The 22,911-nt window shown below is 48.7% G+C and carries 20 protein-coding genes; 4 read left to right on the forward strand and 16 right to left on the reverse strand.

Going from position 1 to position 22,911, the window contains the following annotated elements; genetic code table 11:
* Positions 1-26 precede the first annotated feature (26 nt).
* Together BFC17_RS18940 and BFC17_RS18945 are read left to right on the forward strand one after the other, a co-directional pair.
* Positions 27-878, forward strand: a complete 852-nt coding sequence (locus BFC17_RS18940) for an MBL fold metallo-hydrolase (protein WP_070178084.1) — start codon at positions 27-29, stop codon at positions 876-878.
* Positions 856-1,803 carry a phospholipase A gene (locus tag BFC17_RS18945; RefSeq protein WP_229680999.1) on the forward strand — a complete coding sequence of 316 codons (948 nt, stop codon included), beginning with the start codon at positions 856-858 and terminating at the stop codon, positions 1,801-1,803. Before BFC17_RS18940 ends, BFC17_RS18945 begins: the two co-directional genes overlap by 23 nt.
* 10 nt (positions 1,804-1,813) lie before the next feature.
* Here the strand turns inward: BFC17_RS18945 and BFC17_RS18950 are convergent, their stop codons facing one another.
* The 5 genes from BFC17_RS18950 to guaB all read right to left on the reverse strand — a co-directional run bounded on the left by BFC17_RS18950 (position 1,814) and on the right by guaB (position 9,465).
* Entirely contained in the window at positions 1,814-2,722 is a 909-nt protein-coding gene (locus BFC17_RS18950) for a histone deacetylase family protein (protein ID WP_139142144.1), read from the reverse strand.
* 50 nt (positions 2,723-2,772) lie between these two features.
* Positions 2,773-4,395, reverse strand: coding sequence for a methyl-accepting chemotaxis protein (locus BFC17_RS18955; RefSeq protein ID WP_070178086.1), 1,623 nt, complete (start codon positions 4,393-4,395; stop codon positions 2,773-2,775).
* 193 nt (positions 4,396-4,588) lie between these two features.
* Entirely contained in the window at positions 4,589-6,010 is a 1,422-nt protein-coding gene (locus BFC17_RS18960) for a cytochrome-c peroxidase (RefSeq protein WP_070178087.1), read from the reverse strand.
* 331 nt (positions 6,011-6,341) lie between these two features.
* On the reverse strand, positions 6,342-7,919 hold the full coding sequence (gene guaA, locus BFC17_RS18965) for a glutamine-hydrolyzing GMP synthase (RefSeq protein WP_070178088.1): 1,578 nt from the start codon (positions 7,917-7,919) through the stop codon (positions 6,342-6,344).
* Positions 7,920-7,995: 76 nt separating this feature from the next.
* Positions 7,996-9,465 (reverse strand): IMP dehydrogenase, encoded by a 1,470-nt coding sequence (guaB, locus tag BFC17_RS18970; RefSeq protein ID WP_070178089.1) that lies wholly within the window; start codon positions 9,463-9,465, stop codon positions 7,996-7,998.
* A gap of 102 nt (positions 9,466-9,567) precedes the next feature.
* On the opposite strand from guaB, the gene xseA reads away from it, so the two are divergent.
* Both xseA and BFC17_RS18980 read left to right on the forward strand, forming a co-directional pair.
* Positions 9,568-10,929, forward strand: a complete 1,362-nt coding sequence (gene xseA / locus BFC17_RS18975) for an exodeoxyribonuclease VII large subunit (RefSeq protein WP_070178090.1) — start codon at positions 9,568-9,570, stop codon at positions 10,927-10,929.
* 102 nt (positions 10,930-11,031) lie between these two features.
* The gene (locus tag BFC17_RS18980) at positions 11,032-12,060 is read left to right on the forward strand and encodes a hypothetical protein (RefSeq protein ID WP_139142145.1); all 1,029 of its coding nucleotides are present in this window, start codon (positions 11,032-11,034) and stop codon (positions 12,058-12,060) included.
* A 56-nt stretch (positions 12,061-12,116) separates the two neighbouring features.
* Here BFC17_RS18980 and der read toward each other — a convergent pair whose 3' ends face one another.
* The 11 genes from der to sufT form a co-directional block, all read right to left on the reverse strand.
* Positions 12,117-13,562: a ribosome biogenesis GTPase Der gene (gene der / locus BFC17_RS18985; protein ID WP_070178092.1), complete on the reverse strand. Its 1,446-nt coding sequence runs from the start codon at positions 13,560-13,562 to the stop codon at positions 12,117-12,119.
* A gap of 104 nt (positions 13,563-13,666) precedes the next feature.
* Entirely contained in the window at positions 13,667-14,887 is a 1,221-nt protein-coding gene (gene bamB / locus BFC17_RS18990) for an outer membrane protein assembly factor BamB (protein WP_070178349.1), read from the reverse strand.
* 54 nt (positions 14,888-14,941) lie between these two features.
* Positions 14,942-15,559: a YfgM family protein gene (locus BFC17_RS18995; RefSeq protein WP_070178093.1), complete on the reverse strand. Its 618-nt coding sequence runs from the start codon at positions 15,557-15,559 to the stop codon at positions 14,942-14,944.
* Between the two features lie 25 nt (positions 15,560-15,584).
* Positions 15,585-16,865 carry a histidine--tRNA ligase gene (gene hisS, locus BFC17_RS19000; protein WP_083271854.1) on the reverse strand — a complete coding sequence of 427 codons (1,281 nt, stop codon included), beginning with the start codon at positions 16,863-16,865 and terminating at the stop codon, positions 15,585-15,587.
* A 97-nt stretch (positions 16,866-16,962) separates the two neighbouring features.
* Positions 16,963-18,078: a flavodoxin-dependent (E)-4-hydroxy-3-methylbut-2-enyl-diphosphate synthase gene (gene ispG, locus BFC17_RS19005; RefSeq protein ID WP_070178350.1), complete on the reverse strand. Its 1,116-nt coding sequence runs from the start codon at positions 18,076-18,078 to the stop codon at positions 16,963-16,965.
* Positions 18,078-19,028 (reverse strand): RodZ domain-containing protein, encoded by a 951-nt coding sequence (locus BFC17_RS19010; protein ID WP_070178095.1) that lies wholly within the window; start codon positions 19,026-19,028, stop codon positions 18,078-18,080. The genes ispG and BFC17_RS19010 overlap by 1 nt, the downstream gene beginning before the upstream one ends.
* A 12-nt stretch (positions 19,029-19,040) precedes the next feature.
* Positions 19,041-20,114 (reverse strand): type IV pilus biogenesis/stability protein PilW, encoded by a 1,074-nt coding sequence (gene pilW, locus BFC17_RS19015; RefSeq protein ID WP_070178096.1) that lies wholly within the window; start codon positions 20,112-20,114, stop codon positions 19,041-19,043.
* A 35-nt stretch (positions 20,115-20,149) separates the two neighbouring features.
* Positions 20,150-21,268: a dual-specificity RNA methyltransferase RlmN gene (gene rlmN, locus BFC17_RS19020; protein ID WP_070178097.1), complete on the reverse strand. Its 1,119-nt coding sequence runs from the start codon at positions 21,266-21,268 to the stop codon at positions 20,150-20,152.
* Between the two features lie 121 nt (positions 21,269-21,389).
* Complete coding sequence (gene ndk / locus BFC17_RS19025; protein WP_070178098.1) at positions 21,390-21,821, reverse strand: nucleoside-diphosphate kinase; 432 nt, start codon at positions 21,819-21,821, stop codon at positions 21,390-21,392.
* Between the two features lie 123 nt (positions 21,822-21,944).
* A complete protein-coding gene (locus BFC17_RS19030; RefSeq protein ID WP_070178099.1) occupies positions 21,945-22,358 on the reverse strand; it encodes a SufE family protein in 414 nt (137 codons plus the stop codon).
* A gap of 15 nt (positions 22,359-22,373) precedes the next feature.
* Positions 22,374-22,907, reverse strand: coding sequence for a putative Fe-S cluster assembly protein SufT (sufT, locus tag BFC17_RS19035; protein WP_070178100.1), 534 nt, complete (start codon positions 22,905-22,907; stop codon positions 22,374-22,376).
* Positions 22,908-22,911: the final 4 nt, after the last annotated feature.

Here is a 22,911-nt window from a genome sequence, read left to right on the forward strand (position 1 = left end):
TAAAACCCGTTACATAAGGAGTAAGCATGCAGTTAACCTTCTATGGTGTAAGAGGTTCTATTCCAACACCAGGCGCCGATTATGTGCGTTATGGAGGCAATACTGCGTGCGTCCACATAGAGCTGAGTGACGGTACCGATATTTCGCTGGACGCTGGTACCGGTATTCGCTTGCTCGGTGACAAGCTGATAAAAAAACAAACCCCTATTCACATTTTGCTGACCCATAACCATTGGGATCACATTCAGGGGTTTCCATTTTTCACACCGATTTATCAGCCCGGACGGGAAATCTTTATCACGCCTGGACAAACCACCCTGCCCGAGAATGATGCCATTATCAGGCAGATGCAAGGCTCGGTATTCCCGGTTCCTTTTTCGGCGCTACAGTCCAAAATCAGTATCACCCCACAGCCTGACAAAACCGATACCTGGAAATTAAATGGGGCGACAATTAGTCGTTTACCCATGAATCATCCAGGTAAAGGCAGCGCCTATTCCATTACGGAAAACGGCTATAAAGTGGCCTACATTACCGATAATGAGCTGTATCCCCCGTACAAAAAAGAAACCGACTTTCTGACCTTTGTGGATTTTGCCAGAAATGCCGACCTGATCATCCATGATGCGCAGTATATGCTTTCTGACATGCCGGCTAAGAGTGGCTGGGGCCATTCCGTCGCCGAAGAAGCCGTTAAACTCGCAATGGCGTGCAACGCCAAAAGGCTGGCTTTATACAGCCACGATCCAAGTCGAACAGATACGGATATCGACGCTATTATTGACCACTGCAATCAGTACATTACGATTGCCGAATCGCCATTGGAACTGGTTGCTGCTTATGAAGGACTCACCATTGACTTTGCAGCTGAAAATTAACCGTTTGTTGTTTAGCGGTATTTTACTGGCAACATCCTCAACCTGCACACTAGCAAACGACAATCCCTCCGCTTCTGAAACCGCTACAAAACAACAAGGCAGTGGGCTGGTTGCCCGCCCCAGTTTGTTTACCAAGCGTTTTGAGGCGGACAAGGAACTGGCTGACAACACGTTTGCGATTACTCAGTTCAGGCGTAACTACTTTTTGCCTTATACCTATGTTGATAACCCCAACGCACTGGGCAACGCAGCGCTGACCGAAGACAACATCGACAATAAAGAAGCCAAATTCCAGATCAGTATAAAATTGCCTTTGTATACGCGCAATGAATCGGCAGAGGGTGTCTACTTTGGCTTTACGCTGACGTCATTCTGGCAACTTTATAACACCGAGGTGTCCAAACCTTTTCGGGAAACTAACTACGAGCCGGAAATATTTTATCAGTGGAACACGGATATAAAGCTGCTGGGAATTGACTTTAATGCCTTGCAACTGGGCTTTAACCACATGTCCAATGGGCAGAGTGAAGAACGTTCCCGCAGCTGGAACCGGATTATGCTGACCAGTTTGTTTAGTGATGCCGACGACATCTATTATCTGCGAACCTGGTACCGTATTCCGGAAGACGCCAAAACATCCCCCACCGATACGGCTGGCGACGACAACCCCAGAATCACCCACTACTTTGGCCGGGTAGAATTAGGCTATGGCACACGGGTCAATGATTTTGGTATTTTTGCCCGCCTCAGAAACAACCTGGAATTTGACGACAATCGCGGCAGCATCGAATTATCCCTGAGTTATCCAGTGTCCCCCAGATATGAGGTTGTGCTGCAATATTTCAGTGGTTATGGTGATAGTCTGATTGACTACAACCGTCGTCAGAATCGCATAGGACTGGGTTTTCAGCTCGCTGCTTTTTAACGCCTGTGGGCTAATCGATAACACCTGCAGCGCGATACAGCTGCAGGTGAACAGACACCAGCGCGTCGATATCCCGTTGATACCCACCGCCAATAACGCAGGCAACTGGCAGCCCCCGCTGCCGGCACCAGTCGAGTACCATACTGTCACGTTGATAGACGCCATCAGTACTAACCGATAACAGGCCAAGGTCGTCATTTTCGTGGATATCCACCCCAGCATCATAAATTACCGCATCGGGCACATACACGCGACTAATCAGACTTAAAGCTTCGTCCAGTACAGCCAGGTATGCATCGTCTGTCATTCCCTTAGGCAGCGGAAAATCCATGTCGGACTGCTGCTTTCGGTGTGGGAAGTTTTTCTCGCCATGTAACGATAGGGTAATAATGGCAGAGTCATCCTGGGCCAGTAATGCGGTACCATCCCCCTGGTGCACATCCAAATCAACAATCAGTACCGAATCTATTCCTGGCTGACCAAGCATATGTTTAGCCGCAAGATATAAATCATTGAACAGGCAAAAACCAGAACCCCAGTCAGCAGCGGCATGGTGATATCCACCGGTCAGATTTAAAGCCATGCCATTTAGTAAAGCCAGTTCAGCAGTTTTAATAGTACCGCCAATGGCCGTCAGGCTGCGCTTTATTAATTGATCAGACCAGGGGAAACCAATGCGGCGCATAGCTTTACTATCGAGCGTACCAGCCAGTAGCGTTTCAACATAGTGGCTGTCGTAGTGATTCAGTAAGATGTCTTTCGCTACAGGCTCAGGAGTAACAAAAGTCCTCGCATCAACACCATGGCGGCACAGCGCATCATGGATCCCCTGATACTTGTCGATTGGAAACCGATGCCGCACAGGTAAATCAAGCTGGCTGTAGATAGGATGGAAAACTAGCGGTATATCTTTGTGCAAAATAGTTAACTGATTTTGTAAAGTTACCGCTATGGTACGCTATTTTGCGGCTAACGGCTCAATGCCGATACCACTGACATCACATTTTTTGACATCAGATTAATGGCTTCGCTAATACTGTTGCTCTGCGACAGCTGCTGGTAATTTTCAGCGGAGCGCATCACATTAGCAATGACGCCATCGAGCTGATGCTGGATCACACTTTGGTCGGTTGCAGCCCCCTCAAGGGCCGCCACAACACTCTGGGTTTCATCAATAAAACGGACCAGCTCATTAAGCAGGGCCAGTGCCTGCTGAGCACTTTTTGCATTTACGTCGGCCTGCAGCTGGCCACTTTCCATGGCGGCCACCGCTTTACTGGAATCAGCTTCAAAGGCACTGAGGATGGCGTTAATTTCCTGGGTTGATTGTTGAGTTTTGGCAGCCAGGGCGCGCACTTCGTCTGCAACAACCGCAAAGCCGCGGCCATGCTCTCCCGCGCGCGCCGCCTCTATGGCCGCGTTCAGAGCCAGCAAATTGGTTTGGTCGGCAATCTCATTAATCACATTCACTACGGTAAGAATACTGGTACTTCTTGCCTGTAGTTCATTCACAATCTGGCTTGCCGACGACACGGTACTGGCCAGTTCAGCAAAGCCTTTATTTGCCGCATCAAATGTGGCGTAACATTCCTGAACCTGCTGCTGAGAATGGCCCGATGCCACCGCTACCTGGCTGGTGATCGCACCAAGGCTTTTAACGATTTCGTCCAGTTTCTCGTTAGCCTGAGCCAAGGAATCCGAAGACTGACGCTGCTCAGACGCACCATTAGCAATCCCCGCTCCAACGTCTTCCAGAAGATCGTGAGAGCGCCCTATTTGTTGTTGAGCGTCAGATAAAATAGTTACCGTGTCCTGTAGTTTGGTTTGCAAATGGCGTGTGGCGCTGGCAACCAGCCCTAACTCATGCTCACTGCGATAAGTCAGCTGGTAGTCATATTCTTTTTGTTCCATTTGCTGTAAACACGTGGCAATTTCACGAGTTGGCTTGACGATATTACGGCGCAGATTAGTAATAAGATAGGCAATACACACACCACTTAAAATAAAGGACAAACCCATCACTACCCACAATAATTGCGAGGTTTCACTCATAACACTTTGCTTGGCCTGCTGCGTGGTCTGAGCAATATCATCGGCAGCAGATTGCAACAGTTCGGCGGGCTCCCGATCGATGCCTCTTACAAAGGTATCGCCGGTATGCGGATTATAACCCGCCGCCACAAATGCCTGATAACCTTCACGGTATTTCCTGCCCATCGTCTGGTGAGCAAGTAAGAAGCGCTCGATGGATGCCTTGGCACCGCTACTGAGTTCATCATTACCAACCAACTGACGCAGTATTTTCTGCACGTCGGTTTCTCTGTCCTGAAAACGGGCCCAGTACTTTTCCCGGTCTTTATCGACAGCACCGCGAAGCAGTACATTCTTCCATTCCTGAACCTGGGTTTTAAATTGAGTTAATGCATCTGACACCATCCGCTCCTGCACAACATGAGTCTGCTCTACGCGATCGATGCTGTTCATAAGCGAAAAGGCAATTGCCAGAGACCCGATATTCAGTAAAACCAAAACCGCAATAATGGCCAGTACAGGTGTCATAATCAGGTGATTGATACTGGTGAAACGTATCATAGCGGTCTCCGGGAAGCGGTAATTGAATGATTTCTTACACTTTCCCTGTGCATGGACTGATTATTACAGCGCGTTTATATGACAGTTGCGTGAAATCCTGAATGATAATCATCCAAATCTGCATTTTTCACACCATAGATGTTTAAACCGGGAATAGAAATGCACGTCAGACGGCCCCGCCTGACGCTAAGAATCAGCAGTTCAAATCAAGTTTAGACAACTCGTCTGCTACAGGGAAGCATGCACCAGTTGGTAAAGCATCGGGTTTGTATCTGGCTAAATCAGGGTCGTACAGGGCGTACTCCAGAAAGGCCGTTAGCTGATCAATCTCGAGTTCACTCAGGCCCAATGGAATGAATCGCGGATCCAATTGCGACGCGGGAATGACTTTCTGTGGCACGGCAGCATTTTTATAGGCCACAACATCCCGAATACTATTGAAGCTGGCCCCATGGCCAAATACGTTTGTATCGGCAAGGTTATATAGCTGAGGAACCTTAAATTTATAATCATCTGCCGATTCTCCCGTAAACCCCCCACGACCTTTTGCGTCTGCATCACCAACTGTTCCGGTAATTTGTGGATTATTCGGGTCAAAATCGGCAAAACCAATTGCCATGAACATTTCACTTTCAGTAGCTTCAGCAGAAGAACTCAATCCCGGACCGGTATGACAACTGACACATTTCGCTTTGCCAAAAAATAGGGTTGCACCAAGGATCTCAGACTCAGTCATCACTAGTGACTCACCTTTAAGCCATCGCTGAAAAGGCGCCTGATTAGCCAGCACTGTTCGTTCATATGCCGCTATAGCTTTGCCCGCATCGGCAACGATATCGGTACTTCCTTCAGGAAAGGCCAGTTCAAACAACAGCGCATATTCATCGTTAGTTTGAAGCACCGAACCTTCATCAGTTTTCAGCCGATGTACTTTGGTACCGGCGATTGCCTGGGTTTCCAATCCGGATAACTGTCGAAGATTTTCGTGCTTGGGGGTTCCTTCCGGCGCTAACACCTGTTCATCCAATCCACGATTAACTGAACCTGATTGAGCATTACCAAACTGACCATTCCATAACATTACGTCCTGATAGGCCGTATTTAAAATTGAGGGGGATGCTAATGGCTGAACGTCAGGAATAAGATCAGAATCCATCGATGCTTTATCAAACCCCACGGCAAAAGTACGCATCTCTCCTTTCACACCAAAACCTTCACCGCCTTCACCGATCCCCTGGGGCAAACCAGATTTAAATCCTGCGTCGGCATGATGACAACTGGCACAGGACCAGGTTCCGGTTTGCTGACTGTTGACCCCCTGTGTTGCCAGTGCCGTTTCATGAAAAAGCATTTTACCCAAATGCACTTTTTCGGCCGTCAGCGGATTATTAACATCCTGGGGAATAAGCCTGAAAGCATCACTTTCGGGCAGCACAAACGCACTGAGACCTTGCGGATGGCTCTCATTGATGGCACTGACTAACGCCTCTTCCGGCGATGGCGTGGCAGGCTCGATTACCGTACTGTCTTTGTCATACAGACAACCTGAAAGTAAGGAGAGGCAAAGTCCGCTAATCGCGAACTCGCGAAAAGGTTTCGATGGTACGGATTTCATTTTAACGCTTCCATGTTAAGGAATTTAGCACAACTTCATCCGCCTGCACTGTATTGTGTATTTCGCAGGGAAACGATGTTTTCAGGCATACAAAGGTATAGACCGGGCTTAGTGAAGGTGTTTAATTTGTAGCGTTTGCTCCCAACCTCCGCCACATAAAGTTTAGTCGATATTTATCAGGAAACATAAAACTATAGTACTAATTCTATATCTGTTTTGACTTTACTACGCTTTTACTATTTCACAACACGGAGATCTGACATCAAAAACAAGAAAGCCTTGCAATCGCAAGGCTTTCGAAGTCAGCTGAAACTCAGTCCAGAAACGACTGCTATTCCCACTCTATAGTAGCCGGTGGCTTACCGGAGATGTCGTACACTACGCGGGAAATGCCATCGATTTCGTTGATAATGCGATTAGATACTTTCCCTAAGAAATCATACGGCAGGTGCGCCCAGTGAGCGGTCATAAAGTCGATGGTTTCTACTGCTCGCAATGAAACTACCCAGTCGTACTTACGGGCATCGCCCATTACGCCTACCGATTTAACTGGCAGGAATACCGTAAATGCCTGACTTACCTTGTGGTACAGCTCTGCGTTATGTAGTTCTTCAATAAAGATAGCGTCGGCGCGGCGTAGCAGATCGCAGTATTCTTTCTTGATTTCGCCTAATACCCGAACACCTAAACCCGGACCAGGGAATGGGTGGCGATACAACATGTCGTAAGGCAGACCCAGTTCCAGACCAATCTTACGCACTTCGTCTTTGAACAACTCACGCAGCGGTTCAACCAGACCCAGTTTCATATCCTCAGGCAGGCCGCCTACATTGTGGTGAGATTTAATCACATGGGCTTTACCAGTAGCAGAACCAGCTGATTCAATGACATCCGGGTAAATGGTGCCCTGCGCTAACCATTTAGCATTAACCCGCTTACCGGCTTCTTCATCAAAAACCGCAACGAATTCGTTACCGATAGCTTTACGCTTAAGCTCAGGATCTTCAATTCCGTTAAGGCGGGCCAGGAAGCGCTCTTCTGCGTCAACCTTGATAATATTAAGGCCAAAGTGATCGCCAAACATATCCATTACCTGCTGGCCTTCGTTTAAGCGCAGCAAGCCGTTATCAACGAATACGCAGGTTAGCTTATCACCGATTGCGCGGTGAATAAGCATGGCAACAACAGAGGAATCAACACCGCCGGAAAGCCCCAGAATCACCTCATCGTCACCCACTTTCTCTTTAATGCGAGCAATGGCGTCTTCGATAATCGCGTCTGGCGTCCACAGCTTTTCACAGCCGCAGATATCCATAACAAAGTGCGACAGTAAGCGCATGCCCTGACGGGTATGGGTCACTTCCGGGTGGAACTGTACACCGTAAAATTTCTTCTCGGTATTCACCATAGCTGCATGAGGGCATGAAGGCGTTAAGGCAACGGTTTCGAAACCTTCAGGGATGGCGATAACTTTATCACCGTGGCTCATCCAAACATCCAGTAAGGCATTCCCCTCGGCGCTGATGGCATCTTCGATATTGGCCAGCAGGTCATTCGCTTTAACCACTTCTACCTGGGCATAACCAAACTCACGCTTGTCGGAACCCTGAACTTTACCGCCAAGCTGCTCGGCCATGGTTTGCATGCCGTAACAAACGCCCAGTACCGGCACACCGGCATTAAATACATATTCAGGCGCTCGGGGGGAGTTTTCTTCGGTTACCGACTCAGGTCCACCCGACAAAATAATCCCCTGTGGGTTAAACGACTTAATCTGTTCTTCTGTGACATCCCATGCCCAGAGTTCACAATATACGCCGAGTTCACGTACGCGACGTGCAATAAGCTGAGTATACTGAGAGCCAAAATCCAAAATGAGTATGCGATGATCATGGATGTTTTGTGTCATGGTGTTCGCCTTTAAATAGAAAACAAGCAGGCTGGTAAAAACCAGCCTGATAAATCAATTATTGTTCAGGGTTAGTTTAACCTAAACGGTAGTTTGGTGCTTCTTTGGTAATGCTTACGTCGTGTACGTGCGACTCACCCATACCCGCTGCGGTTACCCGAACAAATTGCGGCTTGGTATTAAGCTCTTCAATAGTGGCACAACCGGTTAAGCCCATAGCAGAACGCAGGCCGCCCATTTGCTGGTGAATGATGGTGGCAATCGGGCCTTTATAAGCCACACGACCTTCAATCCCTTCCGGCACCAGTTTTTCAGCGTTATCGCTTTCCTGGAAGTAACGGTCCGAAGAACCATTGCGCTGATTCATGGCGCCTAACGAGCCCATGCCACGGTAAGACTTGTAGTAACGGCCCTGATACAGTTCAACTTCGCCCGGTGCTTCTTCGGTACCGGCCAGCATCGAACCCACCATTACACAGCTTGCGCCGGCAACCAGGGCTTTGGCAATGTCACCAGAGAAGCGAATACCGCCGTCAGCGATAACCGGAATGTCGCGGCCTTTGAGTGCTTCTACCGCATCAGAAATCGCCGTAATTTGTGGTACGCCACAACCGGTAACAATACGGGTAGTACAAATCGAGCCAGGGCCAATACCCACTTTAACCGCATCAGCACCCGCTTCGGCCAGTGCCAGTGCACCTTCTGCCGTAGCCACGTTACCAGCAATAATTTGCAGTTCAGGATAGGTTTCACGAACGGTTTTAACGCGATCGATAACGCCTTGAGAATGGCCATGTGAAGTATCGATCAGCAGCACATCTACGCCGGCCTCTACCAGCAGAGCAATACGCTCATCGGTACCCGGACCAACGCCAACCGCTGCACCAACGCGTAAACGACCTAAAGAGTCTTTACAGGCATTTGGTTTGCTTTCTGCTTTCTGGAAATCTTTTACGGTAATCAGGCCAGACAGCTTGAAGCTATCATCGACCACCAGAATTTTCTCGATACGGTGTTCGTGCATCAGTTCCAGTACTTCTTCTGAACTGGCGCCTGCTTTCACGGTAACCAGACGCTCTTTAGGCGTCATCACTTTACTTACCTGTAAATCCAGACGGTTTTCAAAACGCATGTCACGACCAGTGATAATACCAATCAGGTTATTATCTTTGTCAGTCACTGGAAAGCCCGAATAGCCCAGCTTTTTACTGAGGGCCAGCACGGTACCCAGATTATCTGTTTCAGAAACGGTAACGGGGTCTGATACCACGCCACTTTCGTATTTTTTTACTTCGCGAACGTGTTTTGCCTGTTCCTCTGGCGTCATATTTTTGTGAACAAAACCGATGCCGCCTTCCTGGGCTAATGCAATAGCTAAACGCGCTTCCGTTACAGTATCCATAGAAGCTGATACCATTGGGATATTCAGGGCGACCTTGCGGGTCAGCTTAGTTTGTAAGTTTGCTGTGTGCGGAAGTACGTTGGAGTGCGCAGGAACCAATAATACATCGTCAAAGGTTAGCGCTTCTTGAGCGATTCGTAGCATGCAAAAACACCTGTAGATTGAGGTTTAATTGCGGCGCAATTGTAGTGTTTTTTCACTTTCAGGTAAACTGTATTTGCATTAAAGCTGAGGTTTTTTCATTCGATGACAGTATTCTCTGCCCCGGACGGGCAAAAAGTTCACAGCGTAACAACATTAAACCGTTTAGCGCGTAACATTTTAACCAGTGAAATTGGTCTGGTCTGGTTGAGCGCCGAAATATCCAACCTGACCCGCGCTTCCTCCGGGCACTGGTATTTTACGTTAAAAGATAACAAAGCCCAGGTCAGAGCGGCTATGTTTCGCTCGGCTAATCGTGTGGTACGCAACCCGCCACGAGAAGGGGACAAGGTGCTGGTCAGAGCCAGCGTGGGAATTTATGAGCCCCGTGGCGACTACCAGCTTGTGGTGGAAACCATGGAGCCCGAGGGTGAGGGCCAGCTAAAACTGGCATTCGAACAGCTAAAATACAAACTCCAGGCTGAAGGACTTTTTGATCCCGCCAGCAAAAAAACGCTGCCAGAGCATATCACCCGCATTGGCGTAATTACCTCCGCCCATGGCGCCGCCCTGCACGATGTATTAAGCGTGTTAAAACGCCGCAGTCCGGCAACCGAAGTCATTGTCTACCCTTCCATGGTTCAGGGTGAACAAGCCGCAGCCCAGCTGGCCCGGAATATCTGGTTGGCAAACCAGCGCAATGAAGTGGATGTTATTCTGCTGACCCGCGGTGGCGGTTCAATGGAAGATCTGTGGTGTTTTAACAATGAATCACTAGCACGTGAAATAGCGCGCTCACAACTACCACTGGTAAGTGCAGTAGGACACGAAGTAGACGTAACCATTGCCGATTTTGTGGCTGATTTACGTGCGCCAACGCCCTCGGCGGCTGCCGAACTGCTGTCTATGGATCAGCGGGAAACGCAACAACGCATCGCGCAACTGCAAAATCACCTTACCCGGGCTTTCAGAAGCAGCTTGCAAAGCCGCTCTCATACCCTTGCGGTTCTGAGTCAGCGCCTTAAGACGCGTCATCCTGAGGTCATGCTTCAACAACAAAGTCAGCGGGTAGATCAGCTTACACAAAGAATGATCAACCGCTTTACCCAGCGAATCGCCCTCCTGCAAGGGCGTAACCAACGTTTAGAAAGTCGTCTGGCGCGCCAGCATCCATCAATTAAACTCGACAAGATCAAAGCCCAACGGCTGTTTTTAACCAGACAACTTCAGACAATGATGTATCAGCGACTAGAGACGGACAAACGCAAGCTTGCTACACTTGCGCACCTGTTGCAGTCTGTCAGTCCACTGGCCACAATGGCTCGAGGTTATTCAGCTACCCTGAAAGGGCAGCAGGCCATTACCAGTATTACCGCGGTGAACGAAAAGGATGAGATTGTCAGCCGGGTAACTGATGGTGAAATTATCAGTGTGGTAAAGGCTGTCAGAGCCAAACCCACGATTTAAGCTAAATTACAGACCCGCCACTCAAGTGGCGCTGGCACTCGTTAAAGGTAATGTTGTTTGAATAATGGTTGGCGGCACCTATTTGCGGTGCCCGTATTACTTATGCTGACAGGTTGTGGCGCGAGCTCCCCTACGCCACCGGAGCAACCGCAGCTCAGTGCACCGGTTAATCTCCCTTTTGACCTTGCGGTAAACGTATTTTCGTCCTATCTCAGTCAAACTGCCGAGCAAGCGTGCTTTGCTGCGTCTTCTCAGGGCCAATGTCGCAACGATGGTATCGCGTCAAACGAATTTCTTGCCGGCCTCGAGCAGCTGTCGCTATTCAGAGAACTTAGTCCGTCTGTGAGTCGGCATGACTACGAGTTGCTCATAGCCAACCAGTTAACCGAAACACCAGCCACGCAGCAAGGTAGTACTAAAGATCAGCCATTACAGAGCTTTAGTGAGTTTTCCGTTGAGTGGCGCGGCGTGCAACTGGATAGTTTTCTGGTCCATTACTGGCATCAGGATAAAGTCACACCTCAGGATATCCAACAAATCATTCTGCGTTGGGCCGCCCATGCAGAGCAACAGCACCTTTTTACAACCCCCTATCTTTATAAGGCTATGGGGGCCAGCGATTACTCAGGTCAGCTGGTACTGCCTCAGACACTGGGAAAATTCCGGCTCAGCCAGCAATACCTCTATCCCGATCCGTTTAAAGGGGTTCTGGCGCGCTACCTGCACCCGGAATTTACTGATGCCATTGTTGATATTGCTGTTTACCCTGTTTTGGCCCCGCTCACTCATAACAGTGCGCAACAGGTTATCCATGAACTGGAAGATGCGGTAGAACAGGCTAAAACGATCGCCGCAGAGCGAGCGATGAATATTGATATCAAAAAGCATCAGCATCCGATCAGTGATGATACAGGCAATATTCATGGCATGATGTCAGAACTCGCTGCGGAAGGTGATGACAGTGAAGCCTTGTATGCCAGTATTTATTTGTTCAGGCTTGAGGACAAGTTTGTTAAATTCAGCACCACCTTTCCTTCCCGGATTGGCGATCCTCTGGTCATTCAGGCCCTGCGTGAACTTACCGTACCAGGTGAATCAGCCCTTATGAAAGAACTACGTCAGGCGCTCTGAAATCAGTCCTTAAATAGCCTGATAAAAAAAGCCCCGTTTGAAAACAGGGCCTTTGGTTACTTTTTGTTTTTATGGAAATCCATCAGACGTTTACGTTTACGCTGCTGCGCCAGCGTAAGCTGATTCTTTTTACCTTCAAACGGGTTAGCCCCCTCGCGGAATTCCATCTTAATAGGCGTACCCATCACATCCAGCGCTTTTCTAAAATAGTTCATCAGATAACGCTTATAGGCATTGGGTATGTCCTCAACCTGGTTACCATGGATGACGATAATCGGTGGGTTATAACCACCGGCGTGGGCATATTTCATTTTAATCCGACGTCCGCGAACCATTGGCGGCTGGTGATCTTCCTGGGCCATTTTCATAATTTGGGTGAGCATCGAAGTGTTGATCCGTTTGGTGGCACCACGGTAGGCTTCATCAACCGACTCAAATAAATTACCCACTCCCGATCCATGTAAGGCCGAGATAAAATGTAACCGGGCAAAATCGATAAAGCCTAACCGACGATCCAACTCTCGTTTTATTTCGTCTTTAACGTCAGTATCCAGGCCATCCCATTTATTCACGGCAACCACCAGCGAGCGGCCGGAATTTAATACAAAGCCCAGCAGGCTGAGATCCTGATCGGAAATACCTTCCCGCGCATCAATTACCAGTAACACCACGTTGGCTTCTTCGATAGCCTTAAGGGTTTTTACAATAGAGAATTTCTCAATTGCCTCAGACACTTTTTTACGTTTACGTACGCCGGCCGTATCGATAATGATGTACTCACGATCGTCGCGTTGAAGTGGAATATACACGCTGTCGCGGGTGGTCCCTGGCATATCAAAAACCACAACCCGGTCTTCCCCAAGAATGCGGTTAGTTAGTGTGGACTTACCAACGTTAGGTTTACCAACAATAGCCAGTTTAATGGGCAAACTTTGCAACTTTTCCAGTTGCTCTTCGGCATCCAGTTCTTCTTCCTGGGCGGTTTTTTGCACCAGCATTTCGGGAAATTCTTGTTCCAGCGGTAACAACGCCGACTGAATAAGTTGTGCGACACCACGGCCATGGGCCGCAGCAATCTGATGCACATTGCCCAACCCTAAAGAAAAGAATTCAGCGCTCTCGCTGTCGCCATCGATGCCATCAACCTTGTTGGCCAGCAAAAATACCTGCTTATCGGTTTTACGCAGGTGGTCAGCAATTAACTGATCAGCGGGTAATAACCCGGCTCTGGCATCCACTAAGAAAAACACGACATCAGCTTCTTCGATAGCTTGCAATGATTGCTGTGCCATCAGGGTATCTATGCCCTCTTCATCGCCTGTAATACCACCGGTATCCACCACAATAAACTGACGTTGTTCGTAGCTGGCCTGTCCATACTGGCGATCCCGGGTGAGGCCAGGAAAATCAGCAACCAGCGCATCACGGGAATGAGTTAAACGGTTAAACAAAGTTGACTTACCCACATTGGGTCGCCCAACTAACGCCACAACAGGCAACATATCGGTGTTCCTTTAAGTAGTAAACAAGCAAACGGCCGCGCTAAGAGCGCGGCCGTTAGATTATATCGGATAATCCGGCGAATTGCAGGATGTGTCAGGTCAGCTTACTGAGATGACAGCGCCGCAATATCGCCATCACGGGTAATGGTCACCACCAGATCATTCACTTTGATTGGCGTGGCGTAAATGGCTTCGTCTTCATCGTCGCCGCCCAGATCATAACGTGCAATCAATGAACCGTCTTCGGTGTTCAGCCAGTGCATTAATCCCCAGCGGTCACCTACTACTAATTTATCATCCATCACCAGTGGCGCAGTTAAGTTACGTTCTTTAAGACCGGCCTGTGACCAGATTTCGACGCCGTTACGGCGATCCAATGCATAAACAATAGAGCGGGTATCAACTACGTAAATACGATTGCCACTGACCGCTAAATCGCGGTAAGAGCCATATTCACGCTTCCATAAAATACGCCCACTGCGTAATTCAAGAGCGGCCAGGGTGCCATCGTATGACACGATGTAAACGTTGGTACCATAAACAACCGGCGAGGAGTCCACATCAATGATGCGCTCCAGCTCTGTGGCTCCGGAAGGGGCTGTAATTGCCGTTTCCCAGGCTGGAATACCACTGGTCAGAATATTAACCTGTAACTTACCGGTTGGTGTACCTACTATTGCACCACCATTGGTCGCCACCGGCGCGGAGATACCACGCAGGCTTAATGGTGGCACGTCGGTTTCGCTGCGCCATAGCTGCTCGCCAGTTTTCACGTCCAGACCAAACAGCACACCAGCGCCTGTATTAAGAACAAGAATACCTTCGTCCATAGCTGGCGTGGCAAGGATTTCACCCGGGACTGACTGTTCCCACAGGGTTTCACCGGTTTCCTGATCAAGCGCGCGTATGATGCCGTCTTCAGTAGCGATAAACACCATGTTATAACCCGCAGCCAGCGCACTTATTTTTGCCGATGCACCGCTACGCCAGATGCGTGCGATATCATCCCAGAACGACTCTTCTTTGAATATCGCAAAATTACGCTCCCAGACAACATCACCTGTATCGGGGGTTAACGCAACAACTTCACCGTGACGCTCTGCGGCAAACACTTTGTTATTGCCAAAAGCAGGCTCTAATCGCGAAAAAAAGCCGTTCACACCGTCACCAATCGAGTAGCTCCAGACTTCTTTTGGCTCAAACTGATTCTCAATTGGCGCGATACGACGAATTTTTATTTCTTCTTCATCAGCAAACCAGTCTGACATGGTAGCACAACCAGACAAACCAATAATGGCAGCGGTTAAAACGACCCGTTTAAACATACGGCCACACAGAGCGGAATGCTGTGAGATGTTTCGAGTATTTAAATTCATTCACTATCCTGCGGTAACTGCAAGGTTATCAAGTTTCATTTGCAGTAATCGATTGTTGATATCTTTCTCTAACGCAGAAGAGTAGGCTATACGAGCCTTATCAAAGTTCCCTTGTGCCGCAAAAATATCACCTTTAATTTCTTCAACCTGGGCTGTAAAGGCTTCATCTTTAACAGACTCAATGGTCGACAATGCTTTTTCAGGCTGTTGCTGAGCAAGCTGAACACGCGCCAGACGAACCTTTGCCACTTGCTTCAGACTTTCATCCACGGCGTTAGTGGCGACGGTGTTCAGATAAGTTGCAGCCGTGTCCAGGTTACCGTCGTCAACCGCTTGTTTAGCTGCCAACAGACCAGCGATGTTAGCGTAACCGGTTGCACTGTCTGAATTGATTACCGTCTCAATCGGCTTGCTGTTTTCGTCATTAACCAGAGACTCCAGCGCTGCCTGATAAGACTGCGATGCCGATTCTTTGGCAGCAATTTGTGAATCGCTATAGTACTGCCAGCCAAACAAACCAGCTAAGCCTAGCACTGCACCCACAATCAAAGACGTTCCATGCTCTGACCAAAATCGTTTAATCGCTTCTACCTGTTGTTCTTCTGTAGCGAATTGTTCCATTTTAAAACCTCGTTATTGTTAACGGTTATGCAGATAACACGTTATTTATTGCTTCAGGCAGTTCACTAAGTGCAACACTTGCCTGTTCACCATTACCGCGTAATGGTTTAAGCGTTACTTGTTCGGCGGCCATTTCTTCTGAGCCAATTAGCAAGGCAACACTGGCACCGACTTTGTCGGCACGCTTAAGTTGTTTCTTTAAGTTACCACCGCCGCAATGCAACATTACCCGCAACTGACTGCTCGCGTCGCGTAATGATTCGGCAACCCGACTGGCGTAGCCACGGGTGTCATCGCCCAATGCGGTAACATAAATGTCTGCCGCAGGCTGTTCCTGTTCGATTTTTTCCAGCGTATCCAGAAGCAACACCAGTCGCTCCATACCAAGTGCAAATCCCACACCCGGTGCTGGTTTTCCGCCCAGTTGTTCAACCAGACCATCGTAACGTCCACCAGCACACACGGTGCCCTGCGCGCCAAGACTGTCGGTTACCCACTCAAATACGGTGCGATTATAGTAATCCAGCCCGCGTACCAGGCGAGGATTTACTTCGTAACGAATACCGGCGTTGTCCAGTAACTGACACAGCAACTCAAAATGCGCTTTTGACTCGTCATCCAAATACTCCATCAATGAAGGCGCATCGACAACTAATGCCTGTACATCCGGATTTTTGCTATCCAGCACGCGTAGCGGGTTGGATTCTAAACGGCGTAAAGAGTCCTCATCCAGCTTTTCTTCATGCTGTTTAAGATACGCGACCAGCGCCTCTTTATAATTTTGACGGGCTTCATTTGAACCGAGGGAATTGATTTGCAGCGTGACCGCATCAGCAATACCAAACTGCTTCCACAAACGCGCCGATAACTGAATCACTTCGGCGTCGATATCGGCACTTTCCAGGCCATAGGTTTCGACACCGAACTGATGGAACTGACGATAACGGCCTTTTTGCGGGCGCTCATGACGGAACATCGGCCCCATGTACCACAGCCGTTGCTGTTGATTGTAAATCAGGCCGTGCTCATTGCCGGCACGCACCGCACTGGCGGTACCTTCAGGACGAAGTGTCAGGCTGTCGCCGTTGCGATCTTCAAAGGTATACATCTCTTTTTCGACGATGTCGGTTACTTCGCCGATAGAGCGCTTAAACAGGTCGGTACTTTCGACGATAGGCGTTCTGATTTCCTGATAGCCATAACTGGCCACAACCTGCCGAATAACTGCCTCGACCTGTTGCCATTTACCCGACTCCGTCGGCAGGCAATCATTCATACCTCGAATAGCCTGGATTGTTTTTGCCACCTGTTCTCTCTCAACCCTAATTAAAAGCCCCGCATTATAGGGGCTTTAGTGATTAACCACAAACATTCTTGCCCGCGGCAGAAATTGTTCTTAGCTGCTACTTTTCCACCACCGGAATGGCGTTAGCAGAATCCAGCATTGCCGCTTTGGCACGAATACGTTTTTCCAGCTGTTCTACCAGATCATCATTGGCCAGACGCTCTTTCTGACGTTTTCCGTCCAGATAAAATCCACTCATATTGCGTGCGCCGGTGAGGCCTAAGTCCGATACTTCCGCTTCGCCTGGTCCGTTAACTACGCAACCAATAATCGACACATCCATTGGCGTTAATATGTCTTCCAAACGCTGTTCCAGCGCGTTTACCGTACCGATTACATCGAACTCCTGGCGGGAGCAGCTTGGACAGGCAATAAAGTTAATACCGCGCGAGCGAATGCGCAGGGATTTTAAAATATCAAAACCAACTTTGATTTCTTCAACCGGATCAGCAGCCAGCGATACCCTCAGCGTGTCGCCGATGCCTTCGGCCAGCAACATGCCCAGACCAACCGCGCTTTTAACGGCACCAGCGCGCTGTCCGCCTGCTTCGGTAATCCCCAAATGCAGGGGCTGTTCAATTTGCTTAGCCAGCAAGCGATAGGCACCTACCGCCAAAAACACATCAGAGGCTTTTACCGATACCTTAAACTGGTCAAAATTAAGTTTGTCGAGAATATCAACATGGCGCATGGCTGATTCCAGCAGGGCTTCGGGTGTTGGCTCACCGTACTTTTCCTGTAAATCACGTTCCAGCGAACCACCGTTTACGCCAATTCGAATAGGGATATTCTTATCTTTAGCACAGTCAACAACTGACTTTACCCGCTCCATATTGCCAATGTTACCGGGGTTAATGCGTAAGCAATCCACACCATATTCGGCTACTTTCAGGGCAATGCGGTAATCAAAATGAATGTCGGCGATGAGCGGCACACTCACTTGCTTGCGAATTTCTTTAAAGGCTTCTGCAGCATCCATAGTCGGCACTGATACCCTGACGATTTCGCCGCCAACGGCAACAATACGGCTTATTTGCGCAACCGTTGCGGCAACATCAGTGGTAGGTGTATTAGTCATGGATTGCACCGCAATAGGCGCGCCATCACCAATGGGGACATTGCCAACATTGATTCGAATAGATTTTCTGCGTTGGATAGGACTATCAGCAAACATCATTGATCCTGCCTGGGTAACGAAAATTTAGCGGTTCGGGTGGGGTCAAAACCTGACATATCCACGGCTTCACCATCATAAGTAATTTCTACCACACTTGGTGCTCCCAGTGTGACTTCAAAAGGCGGCAGCCCGGTAACACGCATCTGATAGCCTGATGATTTTACGCCGTAGGCAATCGCCTCGCCTGAGGCATCATTTATATTCACCCAGCAGTCTGCGTTAAAGTTAAAGACCAACTCTACCGGTGCACCATCAGGGCTGTTCAGATCACTGGCGGGGTCAGACACTACCGGTTCATTAATTTCAGGCTCGGGGGTAAGCGCTTCGGTATCGTCCTGCTGGTTAGTTTGCAAGGCATCAACATTGTCAGCGACTACGGTTTCTTCAGCCTCATCGGACACGTAGTCCTCAGCAGAGTCATTGAGCACAGTGCTGTCATCAACTGCTGCCGCATTTTTTTGCTGGCTCTGTTGCGGCTGGCTTTGCACACTTTTGGGCGCAACAGGCTGGGAGTCCGCTTCATTTGCGGGTTGTTGATACCACCACACCACAACCCCCGCAATCAGCACCACGGCAATGCCGTAAGTCACCATCATCCAACGGTCATCATGGGCCTGCTTAGCCACGCGACGGGAAAAGCTTTGTAATTTTGCCGGTGGTTTAGGGGTAGTGTGATACTGATCAAACAGTTTCAGTAATTCTTCTGCGTTCAAGCCCACGTTTTTGGCGTAAAGCCTTACATACCCCTTAGTGAACGTCACCGAGGTTGAATCATCGAGTCGGTTTTGCTCGAGGTCATCAATGATACCGACTTTCAAATACAATTTATCAGCGATTGCCTGTTGAGTCAGGCCCTGCTCTTCCCGCGCTTCCCGCAATACCTGACCGGGACTGGGCGTGGCAGGCACATGCTGCTCATCAGCTTCGATGTGCTGCTCTTTGTCCATTTGTTACCTACATTAGTTGGATTGTTCTGCCGGTGGTACCAGCCACAGTTTCATACCTGACCTGATAGACCCGTTTGTATTCAGGCCGTTCCATTCTTTCAGCGTATCAAGCTTAATATTATATTTTAGCGACAAGCGGTACAGGTTTTCCTGTGGCTGTACGATATGAAACTTTTGTACAGACTCAGTCTCTGCTTGCGGCGCTTGCGGCGCTTGCATAACCTGCTCAGGTTTGGGTTGTGTTGCCACCACGGGCTCAGAGGGAGCCTGGGTTTCTTTTTTTACTACGGCGTCGGTTTTGGCTTTTACTTTAACCACTGGCTGTGGGTTACTTTTTTGCCGCTCTACATACAAACGGGTCAGCGAATTATCCGGGTACATGCGCAGCAACATATCACCATAGCCGTTAGCAGCGCGAATATCGCCCTGGCCTTTGGCAATTTCTATCGCCATCCACAACGAATCAGGCGACACTCTCGCCACCCTTTCATAACGACGCAGGGTTTCCTGAGCCAGGCCATATTGTTCTGTGGCCACATACATTTCGGTCAGGATAAACAACGTTTTTGCCCGACCGGGCTGATGTTTCAGGGCGCTGTTAAGATATTCGATGGCATCTTCTGCTTGCCCCTGGCTTTGTGCACAAAGCGCCATATTTTCATAGGTTTCGGCTGAGTTGGCATACTGTCTGGCATTTAGCGCCCGCATAAAAAACTCTTTGGCTTTTTCGTAGCGACCGTCCTGACACAAGAAGGCGCCGTAGCTATTGGCGATATTCGCGTCACGCGGCGCCAGGCTCATTGCGGTTTGATAAGATTCATCAGCACGTTCTGTCTCGCCTACCACCTGGTAGTAGTAAGCCAGACCGTAATGGGTTTCGGCCAGTCGTGGGGCAAAAGCCAGCGCTTTATCTAAATTTTGCTTGGCCTGGGAATAATTACCGTTCTTAAGATAAGTCAGACCGAGAGAAACCCGGGTTTTCGCCGCTTCCTGTTGATCAAACTCCGAGCTAAAAGTTCCGGGCTGACTTTCGCTGACACATCCGGCCAGGGCGATCATCAGACTCAACACAATCAATATTCTCATCTGCAGCGCTTACCCTCTGTTTTTTCGACAGTTTGTTATTGTGACATTTTTACCGAAATTGGCTCGCCCTTCATCTGTTTTTTCAACATTCTTTTAGTGCGGTCCACTACGTCACCAACTAACTGGCCACAAGCGGCGTCGATATCATCGCCGCGAGTCTTGCGAACGATAACAGTATAACCATACTCCATCAGTACTTTGGCAAAGCGATCGATACGTGAATTACTTGAACACGTATAAGGTGAGCCTGGATAAGGGTTAAACGGGATCAGGTTGATTTTACACGGGGTGTTTTTCATCACCTTAGCCAGCTGATGAGCATGGTCGGTAGAGTCATTAATCTGGTTAAGCATGACGTACTCAACCGTAACTTTACCCTGGTTGGCCTTAGACTTACTTAAATACCGACGTACACCGGCCAGAAACTCTTCGATATTGTACTTTTTATTTATTGGTACGATTTCATCGCGCAGTTCATCGTTTGGCGCGTGCAACGAAATAGCCAGCGCGACATCAATCTGATCGCCCAGCATATCAAGGGCTGGCACCACACCTGAGGTACTCAGGGTTACCCGACGTTTAGACAAACCAAAGCCATAATCATCCAGCATAATATCCATCGCTGGTACGACGTTTTTAAGGTTTAACAGCGGCTCACCCATGCCCATCATAACCACGTTGGTCACCGGACGTTGGGAAGTATCGTTAGATAATCCCAGGGTAGTGGCTACGCGCCATACCTGACCGATAATTTCACTGACTGTCAGATTGCGGTTAAAACCCTGTTGCGCGGTAGAACAGAATGTACATTCAAGTGCACATCCTACCTGCGAAGAGACACATAACGTGGCCCGGTCAGCCTCAGGGATCCACACGGTTTCAACTTCCTGACCACCATCGAGTTTAAGCGCAAATTTAATGGTGCCGTCTGAGGCCTGTTGATGATAAGCAATCTCAGGCGCTCTTATCTCGCAGTTTTCAATCAGCTTGGCGCGCAGATTTTTATTCAGATTGGTCATCTGTTCAAAATCACTGATACCTTGCTGATAAATCCACTTCATAACCTGATCAGCACGGAATGGCTTCTCGCCGATTTCAGCGAAATAGTCGCGCAATCCCTGCCGATTAAAATTGAGTAGGTTTGTTTTGGTCATAAAGTGTCATCAACTCTTTAAATGGTAGCTTGGAACCGCTATAGAATATCACGAATCAGATTGTCATTCACAGACACAAAAGGGAGCCGAAGCTCCCTTTTTGCAAAGCGTTAAGCTGAGCTTAGCGAGTGCGTGGGCAGATTTCTTCTTCTGAGAAGAAATACGCGATTTCACGCGCCGCAGATTCAGGGGCATCAGAACCGTGCACTGCGTTTTCGTCGATTGATACTGCGTAGTCAGCACGCAGAGTACCAGCAGCCGCTTCAGCCGGGTTAGTTGCACCCATGATTTCACGGTTTTTAACTACGGCATTTTCGCCTTCTAAAACCTGAACCATTACCGGACCAGACGTCATGAAGTCTACCAGTGCACCAAAGAAAGGACGCTCTTTGTGCTCTGCATAGAAGCCTTCTGCCTGCTCTTTGCTCATGTGTACCATTTTAGAGGCAACAATACGCAGACCAGCAGTTTCGAAACGGTTGTAGATCGCACCGATTACGTTTTTAGCAACGGCATCAGGCTTAATAATTGAAAACGTACGCTCAAGAGCCATTTTCTGTCTCCGGGTTTAATTGTAAAAATTTTGGTGGCGAATTATAGGCAATCTTTGCCCCTGTGCCTAGGGGGTAAAGGGCAATTATCAAAAAATCTTCACAATTGGAGAGGCTAACGCAGGCTAACCGCCGTGCTGAACAGCTAATTGCTGGATTTTGCCAACAATAGCACGTAATCCATTACCTCGGGTCGGCGTAATGTGACGCTCCAGATCAAGTGCCGCAAAATAACCATCAATATCAAAGGCGGTGATTTCTGCCGGCGTTTTATCATTGTAGGCCGCCATCACCAGCGCCAGTAATCCGTGTACGATAACCGCGTCGCTGTCAACCTCGAAGTGAATTTTGTCACCCTTCATCTCGGTTACCAGCCACACACTACTCTGGCATCCTTTCACCAGCCGTTCCGGCGTTTTCTGAACATCTTCAAGGCGTGGTAGTGCTTTACCTAAATCTATGATGTATTGGTATTTTTGCTCCCAATCATCAAAGAATTCCAAATCTTCAATGATTTCCTGACTTGATGGTAACTGCATTATTTACTCTCGATTTTAGAAAAACAGGCCGGCTTCCAGCTGAGCTTCTTCGCTCATTTTATCCCGCGACCATGGCGGATCAAAAACCAGTTCTACTTTAACGTTTTCTACGTGGGGTACTAAACCTACACGGTATTCCACATCGCCTACCAGTACCGGCCCCATACCGCAACCCGGTGCAGTTAATGTCATATCGATAACGACCTGTCCGGATGACTGTTCAATGTTTACCGCATAGATTAAACCAAGGGAGACCAGATTGATTGGTATTTCAGGATCGTAGATAGTTTCCAGCGCATCCCAAACCTGCTGTTCGTCAATCTTGCCGTCGGCAGGTGGCACAAAATCCAAAGTCTGGGGTTTGCGGCCAATGGCATCAGCATCAGTTCCATCAATACGCAGCATGTTGCCACGCCAGGTCACCGTATAGTTGCCGCCTAAATCCTGGGTAATATTAACAAATTCCCCTTCAGGAATAATGACCGTCTCACCAGAAGGCACTTTACGTGATTTTACCTCACGCTCGGTCACCACCATTTTTTGCTTCATAAAA

This window comes from Marisediminitalea lipolytica, assembly GCF_001758465.1.
GTDB lineage: Bacteria > Pseudomonadota > Gammaproteobacteria > Enterobacterales > Alteromonadaceae > Alteromonas > Alteromonas lipolytica.

Excerpts from the sequence above, each read along its gene's own strand:
- BFC17_RS18940 (WP_070178084.1), top strand. The coding sequence starts at position 27 with ATGCAGTTAACCTTCTATGGTGTAAGAGGTTCTATTCCAACACCAGGC.
- BFC17_RS18955 (WP_070178086.1), bottom strand. The coding sequence starts at position 4,395 with ATGATACGTTTCACCAGTATCAATCACCTGATTATGACACCTGTACTG.
- BFC17_RS18960 (WP_070178087.1), bottom strand. The coding sequence starts at position 6,010 with ATGAAATCCGTACCATCGAAACCTTTTCGCGAGTTCGCGATTAGCGGA.
- guaA (WP_070178088.1), bottom strand. The coding sequence starts at position 7,919 with ATGACACAAAACATCCATGATCATCGCATACTCATTTTGGATTTTGGC.
- guaB (WP_070178089.1), bottom strand. The coding sequence starts at position 9,465 with ATGCTACGAATCGCTCAAGAAGCGCTAACCTTTGACGATGTATTATTG.
- xseA (WP_070178090.1), top strand. The coding sequence starts at position 9,568 with ATGACAGTATTCTCTGCCCCGGACGGGCAAAAAGTTCACAGCGTAACA.
- BFC17_RS18980 (WP_139142145.1), top strand. The coding sequence starts at position 11,032 with ATGCTGACAGGTTGTGGCGCGAGCTCCCCTACGCCACCGGAGCAACCG.
- der (WP_070178092.1), bottom strand. The coding sequence starts at position 13,562 with ATGTTGCCTGTTGTGGCGTTAGTTGGGCGACCCAATGTGGGTAAGTCA.
- bamB (WP_070178349.1), bottom strand. The coding sequence starts at position 14,887 with ATGTTTAAACGGGTCGTTTTAACCGCTGCCATTATTGGTTTGTCTGGT.
- BFC17_RS18995 (WP_070178093.1), bottom strand. The coding sequence starts at position 15,559 with ATGGAACAATTCGCTACAGAAGAACAACAGGTAGAAGCGATTAAACGA.
- ispG (WP_070178350.1), bottom strand. The coding sequence starts at position 18,078 with ATGTTTGCTGATAGTCCTATCCAACGCAGAAAATCTATTCGAATCAAT.
- BFC17_RS19010 (WP_070178095.1), bottom strand. The coding sequence starts at position 19,028 with ATGGACAAAGAGCAGCACATCGAAGCTGATGAGCAGCATGTGCCTGCC.
- pilW (WP_070178096.1), bottom strand. The coding sequence starts at position 20,114 with ATGAGAATATTGATTGTGTTGAGTCTGATGATCGCCCTGGCCGGATGT.
- rlmN (WP_070178097.1), bottom strand. The coding sequence starts at position 21,268 with ATGACCAAAACAAACCTACTCAATTTTAATCGGCAGGGATTGCGCGAC.
- ndk (WP_070178098.1), bottom strand. The coding sequence starts at position 21,821 with ATGGCTCTTGAGCGTACGTTTTCAATTATTAAGCCTGATGCCGTTGCT.
- BFC17_RS19030 (WP_070178099.1), bottom strand. The coding sequence starts at position 22,358 with ATGCAGTTACCATCAAGTCAGGAAATCATTGAAGATTTGGAATTCTTT.
- sufT (WP_070178100.1), bottom strand. The coding sequence starts at position 22,907 with ATGAAGCAAAAAATGGTGGTGACCGAGCGTGAGGTAAAATCACGTAAA.